The following is a 19,052-nucleotide window of genomic DNA, read 5'->3' on the forward strand; positions in this document are numbered from 1 at the left end:
AGCCGGACGACGCACGCTGCGCCTGACCTGGTCTGCCCGCGGTGCACTCGGAAGCGGCGCGCGCCCACCTCGTCGAGGGCGGCCCGCTCCTGCGCACGGGGTCCCGGTCGGGGACCGGCGCGCTGGGTGCAAGGTCGTTGCACACGGTAACGAAAATTGCCGCGTCTTGGCCAATCGAAGGGGCGCACCTCCGCCGGGGCGGGGGCCGACCGTCCGGGGGCGCCGGCCGGCCGTCCGGAGCGTCGGACGGCCGTCCGGGGCGTCGGACGCGGGACGGACTAGTTTCCGGTGGTGTCCACCGCACCCGGGACCCCCCAGCAGGAGCGCGCGGCCGCCGGGCTCCCGGCGATCGCGGCCGCCTCGACCGGCTCGACCGGCTCGATCGCCGACCCGGTGCAGGGCCGGGCGCCGCTCTCGGGCATGAGCGTGGCGAGCCCCGACGCGGAGCCGGACGGGCGCACACGGCACTACGGGGGCTTCTACGGCCTGGACCCGGTGCCGGCGGACCGGCCGCTGTGGCTGGTGCACGGCAACTGCCAGGCCGAGGCCCTGCGGGTGCTGCTGGCCACCGCCACCGACGCGGGGTTCGCCACCGTGCGCATCCCCCCGGTGCACGAGCTCACCGCCGCCGATCTGCCGCACCTGGACGCGCTGCTCGCCCGCACGCAGGTGCTGCTGAGCCAGCCGGTGCGGGTGGACTACCGCGACCTCCCGCTGGGCACCGCGCAGCTGGCCGGCCGGCTGCCGCCCGGGTCGCGGGTGCTGCGCTGGCCGGTGATCCGCATCGGGACGCTGCACCCGTACCAGGTGATCGTGCGCCACCCCCGCGACCGCTCGCTGGGCCCGCCCGTGGTGGCCTACCACGACCTGCGCACCGTGGTCGCGGCCCGCGCCCCGGGCGAGCTGGGCCCGCTGCCCCCGGCCGACGCCCCGCCGCAGGCCTACCGCGCCGCCGCCGCGGCCTCGGTGGCCGAGCTCGCCCGCCGGGAGGCCGCGCAGTGCGACGTGGGGGTGTCCGACGCCCTCGTGGCCGCCGGGGCCGGGGCGGCGCACACCGTGAACCACCCGGGCAACCCCGTGCTGACGGCGCTGGCGCAGCGGGTGCAGGCGGCGCTGGGGGAGCCGGTGGACGTCGGCGATCCCGGCCGCGACCTGCTCGGCGGCGTGCGGGCCCCCCTGGAGCCGGCGGTGCTCGTGGCCCTGGGGCTGGGCACCGGTGCGGCGCGGGCCGGCTGGCTCGTCGGGGGTGAGCCCGTGGACGCCCAGCACGTCCACCGGGTGCAGGGTGCGTTCTACCGCGCCGACCCGGGGTGGCTGGACGCCGCGCAGGCCCGGCACGGTGAGCGGATGGCCCTGCTCGGGCTGACCACCGACCCCGGGTAGCGGGCCAGCTCAGAAGCCGCGGGAGCCGCCGCCGCCCCCGCCACCGAAGCCCTGGGAGCCGCCGCCACCGCCGAACGAGCGCGAGCCGCCGCCGCCACCGCCCCCGCCGCCACCGAAGCTCCCACCGCCGAAGCCGCCGAAGCCGCCGAAGCCGCCGAACCCGCCGAACCCGCCGCGCCGGGGCCGGCCGTACCCACCGCCGTACCCGCCCCCGCCGAAGCCCGACCCGCCCCAGCCGCCGGAGCGGGACTGGCGGTCGTGCTCGGCCTGCTGCGCCGCCGCCCGGGCCTGCTCGGCCTGCCGCGTCGAGGCCTGGTTCGCCGCGCGCCGCCCGGCCACGGCCTGCTCCTGCTGCTCCACCTCGTCCTCGACCGCCAGCAGCTGGGCCAGGCCCGCCGAGACCGGGGTGCGCCCGTCGCGGACCGCGGCCAGCAGCTGCGCGAGCTCGTCGTCCCGGTCGGCGGGGGAGGGCAGGTCGTCGCCCGGCACCTCGGACCGCAGGGCGGCTGCGTCCTCGGTCAGCCGCTGGGCCTCCGCGCGCACCCGGGCCACCTCGTCGTTCCACAGCTGCTCCCAGCCGCCGCCGGCCCGCAGCAGGGTCAGGTGGCGCTCGGTGCGGTCCAGGCCCGCGACCATCCGCTCGAGCTGGGCGGCCTCGCCGTGCGGGTCGGGACTGTCACCCTGGCGACCCTCGATCGCGCGCAGCGCCACGTCGACGTCGTTGAGCTCGGCGGAGAGCCGGGACTCGTCGGCGCCGCCGTCGGGCAGGGCCTGGACCAGGATCTGCAGGTTGTCCAGCCGCTCCCGGGTCTGCACCACCGTCAGCCCGTTGGCCGCGGACTGCTCCGCCCGGTCGGCGGTGGCCCGCTCGGCCAGCTTGCCTCCCTGCACCTTCCGGTAGCCGAGCCACCCGAGCACCGCCGCCACCACGGCGGCGAGGACCGCGACGGTCGACCACGGGAACCCGCCCCCGCCCCCTCCGGCGAGCTGGGAGCGGACCTCGGCCAGCCCGGCGAGCATCCCCTCGGTCCACCGCGCGGCGCCGAAGTCGGTCGTCATCGCGCTGGTGACGGCGCCGTCGTCGAGGGTGACGCCGGGGCCGTAGTACGTGCCGACCTGCTGGTCCTGGAGGCTGACGGCCAGGACCACGGTGCCCGCGCGCGGCTGCTTCCCGCTGAAGCCGGCGGCCGACCCGGCCCGGACGAGGGCGGTGTCGAGGTTGCCCCCGGAGCTGGCCAGGGTCACGAAGACGACGTCGACCGGCACGTCCGAGGCCGCCCCGGTCAGCCGTCCCGCGTCCAGCACCCCGGCGGCGTCGTCCACCGAACCCGCGGCCAGGGCCGGCGCCGTGCCCGCGAGCACCGCCAGCAGGGCCGTGACCAGCACCAGCAGCAGCCGTCGCACCATGGTGCGGACCCTACCGGCGGCACCGGTTCGACCCCGGCCGGTCGACCGGCCACGCTGGGGCCCATGAGCGCACCCGACCCGAGCCCCCTGGACCGCGCCGAGCGTGACACCGACGACTGGGGCGTCGCCCGCCACTGGCTCGACGACGCCGAGACCGAGTGCACGCCGAGCGCCGGCACCGTCGAGGCCCTGCGCGCGGTCATCGGGACCCCGCCGCAGGACCTGGTGCGGCGCGTCCCGATCGTGCTCGCTCCGGGTCGCGACGCCGTCCTCCCCGCCGGGGAGCTGGAGTGCGAGGACGGCACCCGGCGCCCCGTCGGCGGGCCCGCGCCCGAGGACCTGCCGCTGGGCTACCACCGGCTGCACCCCGCCGACGGGCCGAGCCGACGGGTGATCGTCTCGCCCGGCCGCTGCTACCGGCCCGACGGGCTGCGCACCTGGGGCTGGGCGGTGCAGCTGTACGCGGCGCGCTCGGCGGGCAGCTGGGCGACCGGCGACCTGGCCGACCTGCGGGCGCTGCGCGAGCTCGCCCGGGCCCAGGGTGCGGGCTTCCTGCTGGTCAACCCGCTGCACGGCGTCGCGCCCACCACCGAGCAGGAGGACAGCCCGTACCTGCCCGCCACCCGCCGCTTCCGCAACCCGCTGTACCTGCGGGTCGAGGAGGTGCCCGGGGTGGAGCTCACCGCGGCCGAGCGGGCGCAGGGAGCGCGCCTGGGGGCGGCCGACGTGCTGGACCGCGACGCCGGCTGGGCCCTGCACCAGGCGGTGCTGCGCCGGGCGTTCTCGACCTCGGCGGACTTCGAGCGCTGGCGCACCGAGCAGGGCGAGCCGCTCGAGCAGTGGGCCCGCTGGTGCTCGCTGGCCCAGACCCACGGCGACGACTTCCACGACTGGCCCGTGCCCCTGCAGGACCCGGCCGCGGCGCCGACCGACGCCGACGAGGTCACCTTCCACGCCTGGCTGCAGTGGTGCCTGGCCGTCCAGCTGGACGCGGCGTGCGACGGGCTGACCGTGCTGCAGGACCTGCCGATCGGGGTGTCCGGCGGCGGTGCGGACGCCTGGGCCTGGCAGGACGTGCTCGCCCACGGGGTGACGGTGGGCGCGCCGGCGGACGCGTTCAACTCCCTCGGCCAGGACTGGGGCTCGCCGCCACTGGTGCCGTGGCGGCTGCGCCTGGCCGACTACGAGCCGTTCGTGCAGTCGGTGCGGGCGACGCTCGCCGGCGGGGGCGGGCTGCGCATCGACCACGTGATGGGCCTGTTCCGGCTGTGGTGGGTGCCGGCGGGGATGAGCCCGGCCGACGGGGCGTACGTCCGCTACCCGTGGCGGGACATGCTCGCGATCGTCGCGCTGGAGAGCCACCGGGCCCGCGCGCTGGTGGTCGGCGAGGACCTCGGCGTGGTCGAGGACGGGGTGCGCGAGGCGCTCGCCGAGCACGACATCCTCAGCTACCGCGTCCTGTACTTCGAGGACGACGCCCCGGCCGACTACCCGGTGGACGCCATGGCCGCGGTGAGCACGCACGACCTGCCGACCGTCGCCGGGCTGCTCGACGGGTCCGACGTCGCGGAGATGGTGGGGCTGGGGCTGGGCAGTGCCGAGGAGCTCGCGCCGGGGCGTCAGGCCATGCTCGACGTGATCGGTGCCCAGCCGGGCGAGCGGGCCTCGCGCGCGGTGCTCGACGCCTACCGGGCGCTGGGCGGGGCCCCGAGCGCGATGCTGTGCGCGACGCTGGACGACGCCGTGCTCGCCGCGCGTCGTCCGAACATCCCGGGCACCACCGAGCGCGCGAACTGGTGCATCCCGCTGCCGGTGCGGGTGGAGGAGCTGGGCGGGCTGGAGTCGGTCCGGGCGGTGGCGGACGTCCTCACGGCGGCGACCACCGGGGACCGCTGACGGCCCGTCCCGTGTCGTGGCCGATCGGCCCGGTTCCGACCGCAGGGCCTGCCGGGGCCGCCGGGCCTGCCGGGCCTGCCGGGGCCGCCGGGGTCGCCGGGCCTGCCGGGCCTGCCGGGGCCGCCGGGCCTGCCGGGGCCGCCGGGCCTGCCGGGGCTGCCGGGCCTGCCGGGCCTGCCGCACCCCGGGCGGCAGAACGGCCGCCCGGTCCGAGGACCGAACGGCCGTTCCTACGGCTGACCCGTCGACCGCCTCTCGGCGAGTGGCCGCTCGTGGCGGCAGGGGTGAGGCCCGGGGGTTGATGCGGGCCAGCCGATGGGTTCAACGTACCCGGCGCCGCGGTGTTCCCGCCGTCGGTGCGCCCCTGCGGCCGGGCGACCGAAAGGTTCCACGTGGCCCGGTGCGGGCCCGGCCCGGCGACCACAAGGTTCCACGTGGCCCCGTGCGGGCCCGGCCCGGCGACCACAGGGTTCCACGTGGCCCCGTGCGGGCCCGGCCCGGCGACCACAGGGTTCCACGTGGCCCCGCGCGGGCCCGGCCCGGCGACCACAGGGTTCCACGTGGCCCGGTCAGGGGACGGCTGGACGACCGAAGGGTTCCACGTGGCCCGGTCAGGGGACGGCTGGACGACCGAAGGGTTCCACGTGGCCCCGCGCGGGCCCGGCCCGGCGACCGAAGGGTTCCACGTGGCCCCGGAAGGCGTTCGCGACCGCGCCGGGTGCCCCGGTCACGGCTGCACCCGCTCGAGGTGCGCGTGGGAGCCACGCAGCGGCTGCCTGCAGGTGACGCAGGTCCACTCGGCGCGGGCCTCGTGGTCGTCGGGGCCGTGGACCAGGCGCACCGGCGGCGCGGTCACCACGTTGTCGTCGCCCCACTGCCGCAGCGCGTGCAGCACCGGGAGCAGTCCCCCGCCCGCCGCGGTGAGGTGGTACCCCGCGCGGGGCGGATGGTCCTGGTACGGGCGGCGCTCCAGCACCCCCACCTCCACGAGCAGCTTCAGCCGCGCGGTGAGGCGGTCCCGGGGGGCGCCCGTGCCGGCGAGGATCTCGCTGAAGCGGTGGTGCCCGAAGCTCACCTCGCGGACGACGAGCAGCGACCACCGGTCACCCACGACGTCCAGCGCGGCGGCCACGGAGCACGCGCGACCGGGCAGGTCAGCGGGGTCGGTGCGGTGCATGCCAATAAGGTTTGCACATCAAACTCACTGGTGCTAGCTCTCCCGCGTCCGGTGCACACCGTGGATCCCCCGTCCAGCTCCGTCGTCGACCCGGGCGCGACACCCCGACCCGCCCGGACGTCCGAAGAGCCCCGCGGGCCGTGAGCGCCCGGGCCCGACCGAGATCAGCCCGCCAGCGCCCGGACCCGGTCGCGGTCCGCCGGGTCCACCAGGTCGAGGTAGTCCGGGTGCCGGGCGATCCACCCCGCGAGGAAGTCGCACTCCGGCACCACGAGGCCGCCCTGGGCGCGCACGTCGTCCAGCGCGCCCCGGGCCAGCTCACCGCCGATCCCCCGGCCGCCGAACGCGTCGTCGATCTCGGTGTGGGTGAACACGGTGCGCCCGTCGCGCAGCTCGCGGAAGGCGTGGCCGGCGTGCACCCCGTCCACGGTGATCTCGTAGGCGGAGCGCTCGGCGTCGTCGTGGACCTCGGTTCCCTGCACCCCGGCAACGGTAGTCCCGCAGACTTCCGTGGGAGCCTGGGCACGACACATCCCAGAACCTGAGGAGAGCACGTGAGCGAGCTGACCCGTCCGGACGTCGACCCGCCCGAGGGCCCTGCCCCCACCGAGCTGGTCATCGACGAGATCGTCGTGGGTGACGGCGCCGAGGCCGAGGCGGGCCAGCACGTCCGCGCGCACTACACCGGCGTCACGCACGCCGAGGGCGAGCAGTTCGACTCGTCCTGGGACCGTGGCGACCCGTTGGAGTTCCGCCTCGGCGTCGGCCAGGTCATCGCCGGCTGGGACCAGGGCATCGTCGGCATGAGGGTCGGTGGCCGCCGTCGCCTCACCATCCCGTCCGCCCTGGCCTACGGCGACCGGGGTGCCGGGGGTGTCATCAAGCCCGGTGCGGCGCTGGTCTTCGTCGTGGACCTCGTCGCCGTCCGCTGACGGGCTGACCCTCCACCCAGAACCGCCAAGTGCGGGCTTCTGGTCGTCATTCCGCCCCGGATGGCGACCAGAAGCCCGCACTTGGCGCCAGAGGCGGCAGTGGCGCCAGTGGCGCCGGCCGCGACGTCGGTGAGCAGCGCGCGCACCACCTCCTCGGCGTCCGCGCGGTTGTCGCCGATGCCGCCGCCGGTGCCGCGACGGGCCCAGCCGACGACGTACTGCCCCGGCACCACCGCGCCCGCGGCGTCCAGCACCCGGCCGCCGTCGTTGCGCACGGTGGCCGTGCTCGCGTCGAAGGGGACCCCGTCCAGCGCGGTGCCGCGGTAGCCGGTCGCGGTCACCACGAGCTGGGCGCGCACGGTCTCGCCCGTCGCCAGCTCCACCGAGGCGACCCGACCGTCCGTCCCGGCGGTGACCGCGGTGGGCGTCCGGCCGAACGCGAGGACCACCCGGGTTCCCGGCGCCGGGGGCGCGGTCCAGTCCACGGACTGCCGCCGCGCCCCGCGCACAGCGGAGGCCGACGCCGTGGCGGGCAGCGCGTCCAGCGTGGACCCGACCCCGGCGGTGTCGTCGACCACCACGTCCACCCCGGGCACCCGGGTCAGGGCCAGGGCCTCGGAGCGGGTGAAGGCGGCGTGCTCGGGGCCGCGGCGGGCCACCAGCACCACCTCGCGCACCCGGTGGCGGCGCAGGGCGGCCAGGGCGTGCGGGGCGATGTCGGTGCCGGCCAGCGCCTCGGGGTCCGCGGTGAGGATGCGGGCGACGTCCACGGCCACGTTGCCGTTGCCGACGAGCACCACGCGCGCCACCCCGGCCAGGTCCACCGCGTCGGCGGGCACCCCGGGGTGGCCGGTGTACCAGCCGACCAGGGTGCGGGCGCTGAGGCTGCCGGGCAGCTGCTCCCCGGGCACGCCGAGCTGTCGGTCCCCGTCCGCGCCCACGGCCCACAGCACCGCGTCGTGGTCGCGGGCGAGCTCGGCGGCGGAGACGTCGCGGCCGACCTCGGTGCCCAGGCGCAGGGTGACCCGGGGGTGGGTGAACACGGGGGCGAAGTGCTCGACGATGCGCCGGGTGGCGAGGTGGTCCGGCGCGACGCCGAAGCGGGCGAGGCCCCCCGGCCTGCTGAGGCGCTCCACCATCGTGACCCGCACGTCGGCGGTGCGCAGCAGCGACTGCACGGCGTAGCAGGCCGCCGGCCCGGTACCCACCACGGCGACCCGGACGCCGCGCACGCCCGAGAGCCCGGCCGGGGGGAAGCGGGGGGCGTCCCAGGCCGGGTCCACGGGCCGGTCGGCGTAGTAGTCGGCGTTGATGTCGGCGTACACCGCCTGCTCCGGCGCGAGCCGGGAGACGTGGGTGATGGCCCCCACCGGGCAGGCGTCTGCGCAGGCCCCGCAGTCGATGCACGCACGGGGGTCGACGTGCAGCAGGTCCGTCGTCCCGAAGTCCGGCTCGCCCGGGGTGGGGTGGATGCAGTTGACCGGGCACACCGACAGGCACGAGGCGTCCTTGCAGCAGGCCTGGGTGATGGCGAAGGCCACGGCTCAGGTCCCCGCGCTCACAGCATGTGCAGCTGGCGGTAGACGGCCTCCGCCGGCCTGGTGACCAGGCCGCAGTCGCGGAGGAAGGCCACCAGGTGCTGGCTCGAGGTGCGCATCATCGCGTGGTGGTGCTCGTTGCCGGCGGCTGCGGCCAGGGCGCGCCTGCGGTCCAGCCCGGCGGCCTCGTAGACGCCCGGGTTCACCATGTTGGACACGATGAAGTACGCCGAGCTGGCGATGACGACGGCGCTGACCTTGCGCTGCGCGGCGCTGGTGCCCTCGAGCCGCTCGCGCATCTGCTGGCGGGCGAAGGTCATGTGCCGCGACTCCTCGACCACGTGGATGCGGCTGGTGGTGCGGACCATCGGCAGCACGTCCTCCCCCCGCATCCAGTCGCGCTGCATGACGTCGAGGACCTCCTCGGCGACGAGGATGCCGCCGTAGGCCGCCTCGGAGCTGGCCAGGGCCTTGTAGCCGCGGCCCAGCTGGATGCTCAGGCGGTTGGGCAGGTAGGCCTTGATGCCCAGGGTCTGGCAGGCGCGGGCGAACATCATCGAGTGCCGGCACTCGTCGGCGATCTCGGTGAGCGCGAAGCGGAAGTCCGAGGACGAGGAGTCCTTGCAGTACTGGTCGCGCAGCACCATCTGCTGCAGGATCATCTCGAACCAGATGCCGGTCGACATGATCGAGCACACCTCGTGCCGGGTGAGCGTGACCCGCTGCTGCTCGGTCATCTCGTCCCACAGCGCCGTGCCGTACAGGGTGCACCACTGCGGGTTCACCCCGTGCAGGGCCGGGTCCAGCGGCTCGTCCCAGTCCACCTCGGTGGCCGGGTCGTAGGAGAGCTGGGCGACGGAGCTGAGCAGGCGGGCGGAGACGTCCTCGCGCTCCTGCTGGGCGGGAGCGTGGTCCATGGTGGCGGTCATGTCCGTCTGCCTCTCCGTGGAGCTGGAGCTGGGTGTTACCCGAGGTACGCGTGACGAACAGTACCTGTAACAAGAAGCAACACGCAAGAGGTTCGAGGCGTCAGCTCCGGGCGCGCTCGACATAGAACTCCCGGCCCAGGGCCAGCCGGAACAGCGGACCCGGCAGGCGCAGCAGCAGCGCGAGGGTGCGCACCCCGCCGCCGCCCCCGGCCTGGCTGGCGTGCGCGCGCATGGCCGCCCGCTTGGCCGCGCAGTGCGCCCGCACGTCCACCACCAGGGTGATGTCCTCGTGCGCGGTGTAGGCGTGGTCGAGATCGGCGACCCGCGCGTGCACCCCCGGGATCCAGCTGACCGCCCGGACCGCCCGCTGCAGCAGCCTGCGGTCGATCGTCGCCTCCAGCACGCGCGGGGTGCCGGCGAGCTCGGCGGCGCGCACCCCCACCCGGTGCACGGCCACGTGGTCGGGGTGGCCGTAGCCGCCGGCGGGGTCGTAGACGGTGAGCACGTCGGCGGACTCGGCCCGCAGCACGTCCACCAGCCCCGCCGCGGCCACGTCCGTCTCGACCTCGCTGAACCCGCCCGGCCGGGCGCTGTCGCCCCACCCGGAGTCGGCGTGGCCCAGCCACACCACCCGGGCGCAGCCCAGGGCCGTGGCCGAGGCCGCCAGCTCGCCCCGGCGCCGCGCCCCGAGCTCCGCGGTGTCCGCGGCGAGACCCGCCGCGCCGTCGGTGGCGACCACCAGCACCACCCGGTGCCCCTCCGCGGCGGCGCGGGCGAGGCTGCCCCCGGTGAGCAGCACCTCGTCGTCGGGGTGCGCGTGGAACGACACGATCGTCAGGGGCACCGGCCGAGCATGGCAGGGCGTCCAGCGGATGCTCAGCACGTTCACAGTGCTCTTTGGTTCAATGCTCAGCGTGACGTCCACCGCGCCGCTCCGTCGACTGCACCCCAGGTTGCTGGCGTCGGTCGCCGCGGTGGCCGGGGTGGTGGTGCTGCTGGCCGTGCTCCCGCGCGTCGTCGGCACCTCGTGGAACCCGGTCGGCGAGCTGCTCGGGTCGCTGCCCGTGCGCGGGCTGCTCCTGCTGCTCGCCCTCTGGTTCGCCGGCCTGGTCAGCTACTCCTGGGTGCTCACCAGCTCGCTGCCCGGGCTCAGCACCCGCCGCGCGCTGCTGCTGAACCTCTCCGGCAGCGCGGTGGCCAACGTCGCGCCGTTCGGTGGTGCCGCCGGGGTCGGCATGAACTTCGCGATGGTGCGCTCCTGGCGCTTCACCCGGTCGAGCTTCGCGACCTTCACCGTCGTGAGCAACCTGTGGGACTGGCTGGGCAAGCTGGTGGTCGCCGGGGTCGTGCTGACCTGGGTGCTGGCCACCGACGTGCTGCCCGACGGACCGCTGTCCACCGCCGTCGAGTCCGCGCTGGTCGTCCTCGCGCTGGTCCTGTCCGTCGTCGCCGTCGCGCTGACCAGCGCCCGGGCCGCACGAGCCACCGGCGCCCTGCTCGACCGCGCGGTGTGGTTCCGGCCCACGGCGTTCGGCACCAGCCTGCCGGAGCTGCGAGCGAGCACCGTCGCGGTGGCGCGGGAGCGCTGGGTTCCGCTGACCGGCGGGGTGGTCGGGTACCTCCTGCTGCAGGCCGTCCTCCTGGGGGCCTGCCTGCACCTGCTGGGCAGCGACCTCGCGCCGGCCGCGGTGCTGGCCGGGTTCGCGGTCGAGCGGCTGCTCACCCTCGTGCCCCTCACCCCGGGCGGGGCCGGTTTTGCCGACGCCGCCTGCGCCACCATGCTCGTCGCCCTGGGTGGGGACCCGGTCGTGGTGGCGGCGGCGGTGCTGCTCTACCGCGGGTTCACCTTCCTGCTGGAGATCCCCGTCGGCGGGCTCGGCATCCTGGGCTGGCTGCTCGCCCAGCGCCGCTCGGCCGCGGTGGCGGCGGCGTGAGGATCGCGCACGTCACCGACTGCTACCTGCCGCGCACCGGCGGCATCGAGCTCCAGGTGCGCGACCTCGCCGCCCACCAGCGGGCGGCCGGCCACGAGGTGGAGGTGCTCACCAGCACCGAGGCCGCGGCCGGGACGCCCGACGAGCCCGGGGTCCGCCGTCTCTCCCGCCGCCGGCTGCGCACCGAGCTGCGCGAGTTCGACGCGGTCCACGCCCACACCTCGCTCGTCTCGCCCTTCGCGTGGACCGGAGCCGCCACCGGCTCGGACCTGGGCCGGCCGACGGTGGTGACCATGCACTCGGTGCCGCCGCCCGGGCCGGTCCTGTGGGCCGCCGGGCTCGCGGCGGGCTGGCGCCGCTGGGACGTGCAGTGGTCCGCCGTCAGCGAGGTGGCGGCCCGGCCGCTGCGCACCATGCTGCCCGGGCGCGAGGTGCGGGTGCTGCACAACGGGATCGACGTCGACGCGTGGGTGCTGCCGCCGCGTCGCCAGCGGGTCGAGGAGCTCACCGTCGTCAGCGTCATGCGGCTGGCCCAGCGCAAGCGCCCGATCCCCCTGGTGAAGGTGCTGGCGCGGGTGCGGGCGCAGGTCCCGGAGCACGTCCGCCTGCGGGCCGTGCTCGTCGGGGACGGCCCGCGGCGCGCGGACGTCGAGCGCGCACTGGCCCGGCGGGGCATGGACGGCTGGGTGCACCTGGCGGGGCGGCTGGACCGCGAGCAGATCCGGGCGCTGTACCGGGAGTCGGACCTCTACCTGGCCCCGGCGACCCTGGAGTCGTTCGGGCTCGCTGCGCTGGAGGCGCGCTCGGCCGGGCTGCCCGTGGTGGCCATGCGCCGCGGCGGGGTGGGCGAGTTCGTCCGCGACGGGGTGGAGGGGTTCCTCGTCGACGGCGACGCCCAGATGGCGGCCGTGACCGCGCGCCTGCTCCGCGACCGGAACGAGCTCGAGACCCTGCGCGCGCACAACACCGCGACCGCGCCGTCGATGACCTGGGAGCGGGTGGTGGCCGCGAGCCTGGCGGCCTACGGCGCCGCTCCCGCCCGTCGCTGACGCCGGGGTCGGTCAGCGCCCCAGCAGCCCGCCGAGCCCGCCGCCGCCCACCCCGGCCTGCGAGCCGCCACCGGTGCCGCCGATGAGCCCGCCGGGGGGCTGCTCGGAGGGCTGCACGATGACGAAGCCCTGACCGGTGAACTCCAGGGTCATCCGCTCCCCGGTGCTGCGGCCCATCAGCGTGCCGAGGTTCATCTGGTCGTTGCGCTTGATGGAGGTACGCAGCCCGGCCGACCAGGCGACGGCGGCCTGCGGGTCGGCGAAGGTCGGCTGGTCCACGTGCAGCACCACCGGGTGGCCGTGGGTGGTGATGGCGATGCGGCCCTGGCCGGTGAAGACGCAGTTGAACAGCCCGGCGTTGGAGAGCATCCCGCTCAGGCCCTGCACCCGTTGGATGTCGTAGCGCAGCGAGGTCTCGAAGGCCAGCACGTTGGCGCCGTTGATGGTGAGCCCGTCGGTGCCGTCCAGCTCGACGACGTGCACGTCGGCGGCGGCGTCGGCCAGGAAGAGGTCACCCTGGCCGGAGACCTTCATCAGCGGCACGCCCTCGCCGGTGAGCTTCTGCTTGATGATGTTGCCGATCCCACCCGCGCCGAGCGCCTCGAACCTCAGGTTGCCCTGGTAGGCCACCATCGACCCCGAGCGGGCCATCACCTCGCCGTTGAGCGCGACCTTGAGCATCTTGCTGCCCTGGATCTGCATGCCCTGGCCGGAGGCCTCGGCGTGGGTGGGCGCGAACAGGTCACTACGCATCGGTGCGCTCCTCGTCGGGGGGTCCCGGCACGGCACGGTCGGGTCGCCCCCATCGTCCCGGCCCGGGCGGCGGTCGACAAGGTCGCACCCCGCGGTGGAGGGTTCGAGCAGGCTCCGCACCGACCGGGTGGTGGGCCGGACCACCCCCGCCACACCGCCCTCGCCACACCGCTCGCGCCCGGCGACGGTGCCGGACGCGCCGCCCCCTGTCCGGGGTCCGGCCCCCGCGTGGCAGGGTCGCAGCCCATGACGGACTGGACGACGCCCGGGGTGTACCCCGTCGCCCCCGGGGTGCACCGCATCCCGCTGCCCCTGCCCAACGACGGGCTGCGCGCGGTCAACGTCTACGTCATCGACGACGGGGACGGCCCGGTGCTCGTGGACTCCGGGTGGGCCATCCCCGAGTCGCTGGAGCTGCTGCGCGCCGGTCTCGCCGAGCTGGGGACGTCGGTGGCCGACGTGCGACGGGTGCTCGTCACCCACGTGCACCGCGACCACTACACGCAGGCGGTCAGCGTGCGGGCCGAGTCCGGGGCCGACGTGGCCCTCGGGGTCGGCGAGCGGCCGTCGCTGGAGGCCATCCTGGCGCCGGGCGACGTCGGCCTGGCGCGCAACGTGGCGCGGCTGCACCGCTGCGGCGCCGACGAGCTGGCCGGGAAGCTGCCCCGCACGGACGTCGACCCCGGTACCTGGGAGTCCCCGGACACCTGGCTCGAGCCCGGCACGGCCGTCGACCTCGGCGCCCGCACCCTGGACTCCGTGCCCACCCCCGGCCACACCCGGGGCCACGTCGTGTTCGTGGACGCCGCCGCGAGCCTGCTGTTCGCCGGCGACCACGTGCTGCCCTCGATCACCCCGTCCATCGGGGTGGAGCCCGAACCGTCGCGGCTGGTGCTGCGCGACTACATGGACTCGCTGCGGGTGGTGCGCGGCATGCCGGACCGGCAGCTGCTGCCCGCCCACGGCGCGGTGACCGCCAGCGCGCACGACCGCATCGACGAGCTGGTCGCCCACCACGACACGCGGCTGGACGACACCCTGGCTGCGGTGACGGCGGGGTGCACGGTCATGGACGTCGCCCGGGTCATCACGTGGACCCGGCACCAGCGCAGCTACGCCGAGCTGGACCTGTTCAACTCGGTGCTGGCCGTGGGGGAGACCTCGGCGCACCTGGACCTGCTGGTGCACCAGGGGCGCCTGACAAGCCGCGAGGTGGACGGGGTCACCCGGTTCGGCTGAGCCCGGAGCCCTCGGGCGGGGGTCCTAGGCTCGGGTCGTGGAGCAGCGGATCAGCCTCGTCACCCTCGGCGTGGACGACCTCGACCGGGCGCGAACGTTCTACGAGGCGTTGGGCTGGCGGGGCCAGGAGGTCGAGCGGACGGTGTTCTTCCAGGCCGGCGGCCTGGTGGTCGCGCTCTGGGGGCGGGCCGACCTCGCGGCCGAGTGCGGGCTGACCGATCGGTGGTCGGCCGGTGGCGGCGGGATCGCGCTGGCGCACAACGTGCACAGCCGGTCCGAGGTGGACCAGGTGGTCGCCGCCGCCGCGCAGGCCGGGGCCCGGGTGACGAGGCCGGCCGCCGAGACCTCCTACGGCGGCTACGCGGCGGTGTTCACCGATCCGGACGGCCACGCCTGGGAGGTCGCGCACAACCCCGGTTTCGCCCTGGCGGCCGACGGGACGCTGACGGTGCCGGACTTCGGCCTCAGCTGACGACGACGCCACCCACGAGGGCTACGCGCTGGTGTGGCGGAGATGGAGCCGGTCCTCGGGCCGCTGCGCGCCGAGCTCGAGCCCCTGCGCGGCGAGGTGGGCCGGTTGCGCGCCGAGCTGGTGGCGGCTCAGCGCAGGTAGCGCTCCACCAGCTCGTTGCGCAGCTTCCCGGCCGGGTCGTGCTCGTGGACCAGGGCGCGCGCGTCCTCGAGCCGGGGGAACAGCCCACGCACCACCTCGGGGTCCACGGTGTTGACCTTGCCCCAGTGCGGCCGGGCGTCGAGCTCGGCCAGCCGCTGCTCCAGCCGGGGCAGGAACGTCGTCACCCCGGGGGTGTCGGGGAACCACGTGAAGTGCAGGGCCAGGCTGTCGCGGCCCTGGGCGGGGCTGAGCCACAGGTCGTCGGCGGCCACCGTGCGGAGCTCGGAGATCATCAGCAGCGGGGCCATCTCCTCGGCCAGCTCCGCCAGCACCCCGAGGGCGGCGCGGCCGTGCTCGCGGGGCACGAAGTACTCGCTCTGCAGCTCCTCGCCGCTGCTGGGGGTGAAGTCCAGCCGGAAGTGCGGCAGCCGCTCGTGCCACGGGCCCGCGACCGCGCCCTGGGTGGTGCTCGCCGCGGGGTCCTCACCCGGCACCGGGTGGCGCGGTCCGTCGGCCGGGTGCGTGCCGAGCCACCCCTGCGGGGCGGTGGTCCCGGTGTGCTTCTGCCACACCGACGGGCTGGTGCCGGCGCGGTGGTCGGTGAACACGCTGACGCTGTAGGCGCTGTCCATCACCTCGTCGAGGTTCTCCTGCAGGCCGGCGCGGGTGAGGCCCTCCTGGACCACCTGGCGGACGTCGAAGGTCGGGACCAGGTCCAGCACGAGGTGGGTGACCACGCCCAGCGCACCCAGCGACAGCGCCGCACCCTCGAAGCCGGGCTCACCCCGTCGCAGCGTGACCAGCTCGCCGTCCGCCCGGACCAGCTCGACGGCGGCGACGTGGGTGGCGAGGACCTGGTTGCGCACGCCGGAGCCGTGCGTGCCGGTGGCGCAGGCCCCGGCCACGGAGATGTGCGGCAGCGAGCCGGTGTTGGGCAGCGCGAACCCGGCGGCGTGCAGCGGGTTCGCCAGCTCGCCGTAGCGCACCGCCCCCGCGACCCGGGCCTGCGCGCGGGTGGAGTCGATCTCCACCGTGGGCGCCATCCCCGCCAGCACGAGGAGGTCGCCCGGGGTGTCGGCGATCCGGTTGAACGAGTGACCGCTGCCCAGCACCCGCAGGTGGCTGCTGCCGGCCACGAGCGCCTGGACCTCGGCGACGGAGCCCGGTCGGTGCACGGCGGCCGGACGGAAGGCGATGTTGCCGGCCCAGTTGGTGAGGGCGGGAGCAGCGGTGGGCATGGGTCTCAGTGTCCTCCGCACCGCCCGCCCGCCCGCCGGAGCGGGGGTCTCCCGCGGCCCGGTGGACGGCAGCCTCACTCCGCCGGTCGTCCACGCAGCTTCTTGGTCCGCCCCCGCGCGACCTTCTCGTCCACCCGCCGTCGCTGCGAGCCCCGGGTGGGCCGGGTCGGCCGCCGGTTCGGGGCGTCCGGGGCCAGGGCGTCGCTCAGCAGCACCTGCAGCCGCCGCCGCGCGGCCTCGCGGTTGCGCAGCTGGGAGCGCGTCTCGGAGGCGGCGATGACCAGGACCCCGTCCACCAGGCGGGACCCGAGCCGGCGCTGCACCCGCTCGCGCTGCCAGTCGGTGAGCCCACCCACCGAGCGCAGGTCCACCACGAGCTCCACCCGGGAGTCGGTGGTGTTCACGCCCTGCCCACCGGGCCCACCCGAGCGGGAGAACCGCCACCCCAGCTCGGCGCCCGGCAGCACCACGTGCGGGGTCACCCGCAGGTCGGAGTCCACCCGGTCGGCCACGTGGGCCAGTGTCCCGCACGTCGCAACGGGGTTCTGGGCGTGACCTGGGCCACCGGCCCACCGCAACCTTGTGCCACGATGGCCCCAGACCACCGGTGTGACCCGGCGCACCCCACCAGGGTCGCGTCGGGCCGCGCCGCCGCACCCCCCGTCACGAGCGGGACCGCGGACGAGACGACAGGAGCAGACCGTGCCTGAGGACCCCCCGCTCGACCTCCCGAGCACCCCCGCCGCCGACACCCCCGCCGCGAGCACGTTCGCCCCGATGGGCGCCCCGCAGACGATCGCCGGCACGCCGGACGCCGAGCAGGTCATCGCCGGGCTGCGCGCCACCAGCGAGGGCGGCGCCGACCTGGTGCAGCTGCTCACCCCGGAGGGCGTGCGCGTCCCGGACGAGCGCTTCGACTCCTACGTCGCCGACGTGACGGTCGAGGACCTCAAGGGCTACTACCGCGACATGGTCCTGGTGCGCCGGGTGGACCGGGAGGCCAGCGCGCTGCAGCGGCAGGGCCAGCTCGGGATCTGGGTCCCCCTGCTGGGCCAGGAGGCCGCGCAGATCGGCGCGGGCCGGGCGATGGCGCCCCAGGACATGGCCTTCCCGTCCTACCGCGAGCACGGCGTGGCGTGGTGCCGGGGCATCGACCCCACCGAGCTCATGGGGATCTTCCGCGGCACCGACCACGGTTCCTGGGACCCCCGCGAGGTGGGGTTCCACCTCTACACGATCGTCATCGGCAACCAGTGCCTCAACGCGACCGGCTGGGCGATGGCCTCCCGGCTGCACGGCAAGGTGGGCGACGCTGGCCCGAACAGCACGTCCGAGGCCACCATGGTCTTCTTCGGCGACGGGGCCACCAGCCAGGGCGACGTGCACGAGGCCTTCGTCTGGTCGGCCGTCTACGACTCCCCGGTGGTGTTCTTCTGCCAGAACAACCAGTGGGCCATCTCGGAGCCGCTCGAGCGCCAGACCCGTGTCCCGCTGTACCAGCGCGCGCAGGGCTACGGCTTCCCCGGCATCCGGGTCGACGGCAACGACGTGCTCGCCACCCTGGCCGTCAGCCGCTGGGCGATGGAGCAGGCACGCACCGGCAACGGCCCGCTGCTCATCGAGGCGTTCACCTACCGCATGGACGCCCACACCAGCTCCGACGACCCCACGCGCTACCGCCTGGCCGACGAGCTGGAGACGTGGAAGCTCAAGGACCCCATCGAGCGGCTGCGGGTGAACCTCGTCCGCGAGCACGAGGTGGGTCACGAGTTCTTCGACGCCCTGCAGGAGGAGTCCGACGCCCTGGCCGCGCGGCTGCGCGAGTTCGTGACGTCGATGCCCACCCCGGGCCCGGAGCGGATCTTCTCCGAGGTCTACGACGACGTCCCCCCCGAGATCACCCGCCAGCGCGACGAGCACGTCGCCTTCCACGCCTCGTTCGCCGACGCCGAGACCGCAGGAGCCGGCGCATGAGCACCCAGACGCTGACCATCGCCAAGGCGCTCAACACCGCCCTGCGCACCTCCATGGAGGCCGACCCGTCGGTGATCGTGATGGGCGAGGACGTCGGCAAGCTCGGTGGGGTCTTCCGCATCACCGACGGCCTGCAGAAGGACTTCGGTGAGCACCGGGTGCTGGACACCCCGCTGGCGGAGTCCGGGATCATCGGCACCGCGATCGGCCTGGCCCTGCACGGCTTCCGGCCGGTGTGCGAGATCCAGTTCGACGGCTTCGTCTTCCCCGGCTACGACCAGATCGTCAGCCAGCTGGCCAAGATGCGCTACCGCAGCCAGGGCAAGCTGCCCATGCCCGTGGTGGTCCGCATCCCCTTCGGCGGCGGCATCGGCGCGGTCGAGCACCACTCCGAGAGCCCCGAGAGCCTCTTCGCGCACGTCGCGGGCCTCAAGGTCGTGGCCTGCGCGAACCCGGCCGACGCGCACTCCATGCTGCGCCAGGCCATCGCCTCCGACGACCCGGTCATCTTCTTCGAGCCCAAGCGCCGGTACTGGGAGAAGGGCGAGGTCGACCTCGAGGCCACCCCGCCCCCGCTGCACAGCGCCCAGGTGGTCCGCCCCGGCACCACCGCGACCGTGGTCACCTACGGGCCGTCGGTGAAGACGTGCCTGGACGCCGCGACCGCCGCCGCCGCGGACGGCATCGACCTCGAGGTCATCGACCTGCGCACGCTGTCCCCGCTGGACCTGCGGCCGGTGTTCGACTCCGTCCGGCGCACCGGTCACGTGGTGGTGGTCAGCGAGGCCCCGGGCGAGTCGTCCGTGTCGTCGGAGGTGGTGGCCCGGGTGCAGCAGGAGTGCTTCTACTCCCTGGAGGCACCCGTCCTGCGCGTCACCGGCTTCGACACCCCCTACCCGCCGAGCAAGATCGAGGAGGACTTCATCCCCGACCTCGACCGCGTCCTGGACGCCGTCGACCGCTCCCTGGCCCACCGAGACAGGGGCTGAC

The 19,052-nt window shown here is 75.5% G+C and carries 17 protein-coding genes and 1 pseudogene; 9 read left to right on the plus strand and 9 right to left on the minus strand.

Annotation, left to right across the window (positions count from 1 at the left end; genetic code table 11):
• Positions 1-291: 291 nt before the first annotated feature.
• A complete protein-coding gene (locus RHODO2019_RS17640; protein WP_265383001.1) occupies positions 292-1,383 on the plus strand; it encodes a WcbI family polysaccharide biosynthesis putative acetyltransferase in 1,092 nt (363 codons plus the stop codon).
• A 9-nt stretch (positions 1,384-1,392) separates the two neighbouring features.
• On the opposite strand, the gene RHODO2019_RS17645 is transcribed toward RHODO2019_RS17640, so the two are convergent.
• Positions 1,393-2,790, minus strand: a complete 1,398-nt coding sequence (locus RHODO2019_RS17645) for a hypothetical protein (RefSeq protein WP_265383002.1) — start codon at positions 2,788-2,790, stop codon at positions 1,393-1,395.
• Between the two features lie 63 nt (positions 2,791-2,853).
• Here RHODO2019_RS17645 and malQ point away from each other — a divergent pair, with 63 nt between their 5' ends.
• Positions 2,854-4,686 carry a 4-alpha-glucanotransferase gene (gene malQ / locus RHODO2019_RS17650; protein WP_265383003.1) on the plus strand — a complete coding sequence of 611 codons (1,833 nt, stop codon included), beginning with the start codon at positions 2,854-2,856 and terminating at the stop codon, positions 4,684-4,686.
• 727 nt (positions 4,687-5,413) lie between these two features.
• Here malQ and RHODO2019_RS17655 read toward each other — a convergent pair.
• Positions 5,414-5,863, minus strand: a complete 450-nt coding sequence (locus RHODO2019_RS17655; RefSeq protein WP_265383004.1) for a winged helix-turn-helix transcriptional regulator — start codon at positions 5,861-5,863, stop codon at positions 5,414-5,416.
• 164 nt (positions 5,864-6,027) lie between these two features.
• Entirely contained in the window at positions 6,028-6,345 is a 318-nt protein-coding gene (locus RHODO2019_RS17660) for a GNAT family N-acetyltransferase (RefSeq protein WP_265383005.1), read from the minus strand.
• 81 nt (positions 6,346-6,426) lie between these two features.
• On the opposite strand from RHODO2019_RS17660, the gene RHODO2019_RS17665 reads away from it, so the two are divergent.
• Positions 6,427-6,795: an FKBP-type peptidyl-prolyl cis-trans isomerase gene (locus RHODO2019_RS17665; protein ID WP_265384853.1), complete on the plus strand. Its 369-nt coding sequence runs from the start codon at positions 6,427-6,429 to the stop codon at positions 6,793-6,795.
• Here the strand turns inward: RHODO2019_RS17665 and RHODO2019_RS17670 are convergent.
• From RHODO2019_RS17670 to RHODO2019_RS17680, 3 genes are all read right to left on the minus strand, one after another.
• Positions 6,714-8,336, minus strand: a complete 1,623-nt coding sequence (locus RHODO2019_RS17670; RefSeq protein ID WP_265383006.1) for an FAD-dependent oxidoreductase — start codon at positions 8,334-8,336, stop codon at positions 6,714-6,716. The genes RHODO2019_RS17665 and RHODO2019_RS17670 overlap by 82 nt on opposite strands.
• A gap of 17 nt (positions 8,337-8,353) precedes the next feature.
• Positions 8,354-9,262, minus strand: coding sequence for an AurF N-oxygenase family protein (locus RHODO2019_RS17675; RefSeq protein WP_265383007.1), 909 nt, complete (start codon positions 9,260-9,262; stop codon positions 8,354-8,356).
• Between the two features lie 100 nt (positions 9,263-9,362).
• Positions 9,363-10,106 carry a PIG-L family deacetylase gene (locus RHODO2019_RS17680; RefSeq protein WP_265383008.1) on the minus strand — a complete coding sequence of 248 codons (744 nt, stop codon included), beginning with the start codon at positions 10,104-10,106 and terminating at the stop codon, positions 9,363-9,365.
• A 70-nt stretch (positions 10,107-10,176) separates the two neighbouring features.
• Here RHODO2019_RS17680 and RHODO2019_RS17685 point away from each other — a divergent pair, with 70 nt between their 5' ends.
• A complete protein-coding gene (locus RHODO2019_RS17685; protein WP_265383009.1) occupies positions 10,177-11,196 on the plus strand; it encodes a lysylphosphatidylglycerol synthase transmembrane domain-containing protein in 1,020 nt (339 codons plus the stop codon).
• Positions 11,193-12,245, plus strand: coding sequence for a glycosyltransferase family 4 protein (locus RHODO2019_RS17690; protein ID WP_265383010.1), 1,053 nt, complete (start codon positions 11,193-11,195; stop codon positions 12,243-12,245). Before RHODO2019_RS17685 ends, RHODO2019_RS17690 begins: the two co-directional genes overlap by 4 nt.
• Before the next feature lie 12 nt (positions 12,246-12,257).
• On the opposite strand, the pseudogene RHODO2019_RS17695 reads toward RHODO2019_RS17690, so the two are convergent.
• Positions 12,258-13,001, minus strand: a pseudogene (locus RHODO2019_RS17695) (AIM24 family protein); the annotation flags it as partial.
• A gap of 243 nt (positions 13,002-13,244) precedes the next feature.
• On the opposite strand from RHODO2019_RS17695, the gene RHODO2019_RS17700 reads away from it, so the two are divergent.
• Together RHODO2019_RS17700 and RHODO2019_RS17705 are read left to right on the plus strand one after the other, a co-directional pair.
• A complete protein-coding gene (locus tag RHODO2019_RS17700) occupies positions 13,245-14,237 on the plus strand; it encodes an MBL fold metallo-hydrolase (RefSeq protein WP_265383011.1) in 993 nt (330 codons plus the stop codon).
• 37 nt (positions 14,238-14,274) lie between these two features.
• Positions 14,275-14,709: a VOC family protein gene (locus RHODO2019_RS17705; RefSeq protein ID WP_265383012.1), complete on the plus strand. Its 435-nt coding sequence runs from the start codon at positions 14,275-14,277 to the stop codon at positions 14,707-14,709.
• 128 nt (positions 14,710-14,837) lie between these two features.
• On the opposite strand, the gene RHODO2019_RS17710 is transcribed toward RHODO2019_RS17705, so the two are convergent.
• The gene (locus RHODO2019_RS17710; protein WP_265383013.1) at positions 14,838-16,088 is read right to left on the minus strand and encodes an FAD-binding protein; all 1,251 of its coding nucleotides are present in this window, start codon (positions 16,086-16,088) and stop codon (positions 14,838-14,840) included.
• 74 nt (positions 16,089-16,162) lie between these two features.
• A complete protein-coding gene (gene arfB, locus RHODO2019_RS17715) occupies positions 16,163-16,600 on the minus strand; it encodes an alternative ribosome rescue aminoacyl-tRNA hydrolase ArfB (protein ID WP_265383014.1) in 438 nt (145 codons plus the stop codon).
• 190 nt (positions 16,601-16,790) lie between these two features.
• Here arfB and pdhA point away from each other — a divergent pair, with 190 nt between their 5' ends.
• Both pdhA and RHODO2019_RS17725 read left to right on the plus strand, forming a co-directional pair.
• The gene (pdhA, locus tag RHODO2019_RS17720; RefSeq protein WP_265383015.1) at positions 16,791-18,062 is read left to right on the plus strand and encodes a pyruvate dehydrogenase (acetyl-transferring) E1 component subunit alpha; all 1,272 of its coding nucleotides are present in this window, start codon (positions 16,791-16,793) and stop codon (positions 18,060-18,062) included.
• The gene (locus RHODO2019_RS17725; protein WP_265383016.1) at positions 18,059-19,051 is read left to right on the plus strand and encodes an alpha-ketoacid dehydrogenase subunit beta; all 993 of its coding nucleotides are present in this window, start codon (positions 18,059-18,061) and stop codon (positions 19,049-19,051) included. The genes pdhA and RHODO2019_RS17725 overlap by 4 nt, the downstream gene beginning before the upstream one ends.
• Position 19,052 lies beyond the last annotated feature (1 nt).

The sequence above is a fragment of the Rhodococcus antarcticus genome (genome assembly GCF_026153295.1).
Lineage (GTDB): Bacteria > Actinomycetota > Actinomycetes > Mycobacteriales > Mycobacteriaceae > Rhodococcus_D > Rhodococcus_D antarcticus.

What these genes read in the sequence shown, in the direction of transcription:
- RHODO2019_RS17710 (WP_265383013.1), bottom strand. Translation starts at nt 16,088, where the DNA reads ATGCCCACCGCTGCTCCCGCCCTCACCAACTGGGCCGGCAACATCGCC.
- RHODO2019_RS17725 (WP_265383016.1), top strand. Translation starts at nt 18,059, where the DNA reads ATGAGCACCCAGACGCTGACCATCGCCAAGGCGCTCAACACCGCCCTG.
- RHODO2019_RS17655 (WP_265383004.1), bottom strand. Translation starts at nt 5,863, where the DNA reads ATGCACCGCACCGACCCCGCTGACCTGCCCGGTCGCGCGTGCTCCGTG.
- malQ (WP_265383003.1), top strand. Translation starts at nt 2,854, where the DNA reads ATGAGCGCACCCGACCCGAGCCCCCTGGACCGCGCCGAGCGTGACACC.
- RHODO2019_RS17645 (WP_265383002.1), bottom strand. Translation starts at nt 2,790, where the DNA reads ATGGTGCGACGGCTGCTGCTGGTGCTGGTCACGGCCCTGCTGGCGGTG.
- RHODO2019_RS17675 (WP_265383007.1), bottom strand. Translation starts at nt 9,262, where the DNA reads ATGACCGCCACCATGGACCACGCTCCCGCCCAGCAGGAGCGCGAGGAC.
- RHODO2019_RS17700 (WP_265383011.1), top strand. Translation starts at nt 13,245, where the DNA reads ATGACGGACTGGACGACGCCCGGGGTGTACCCCGTCGCCCCCGGGGTG.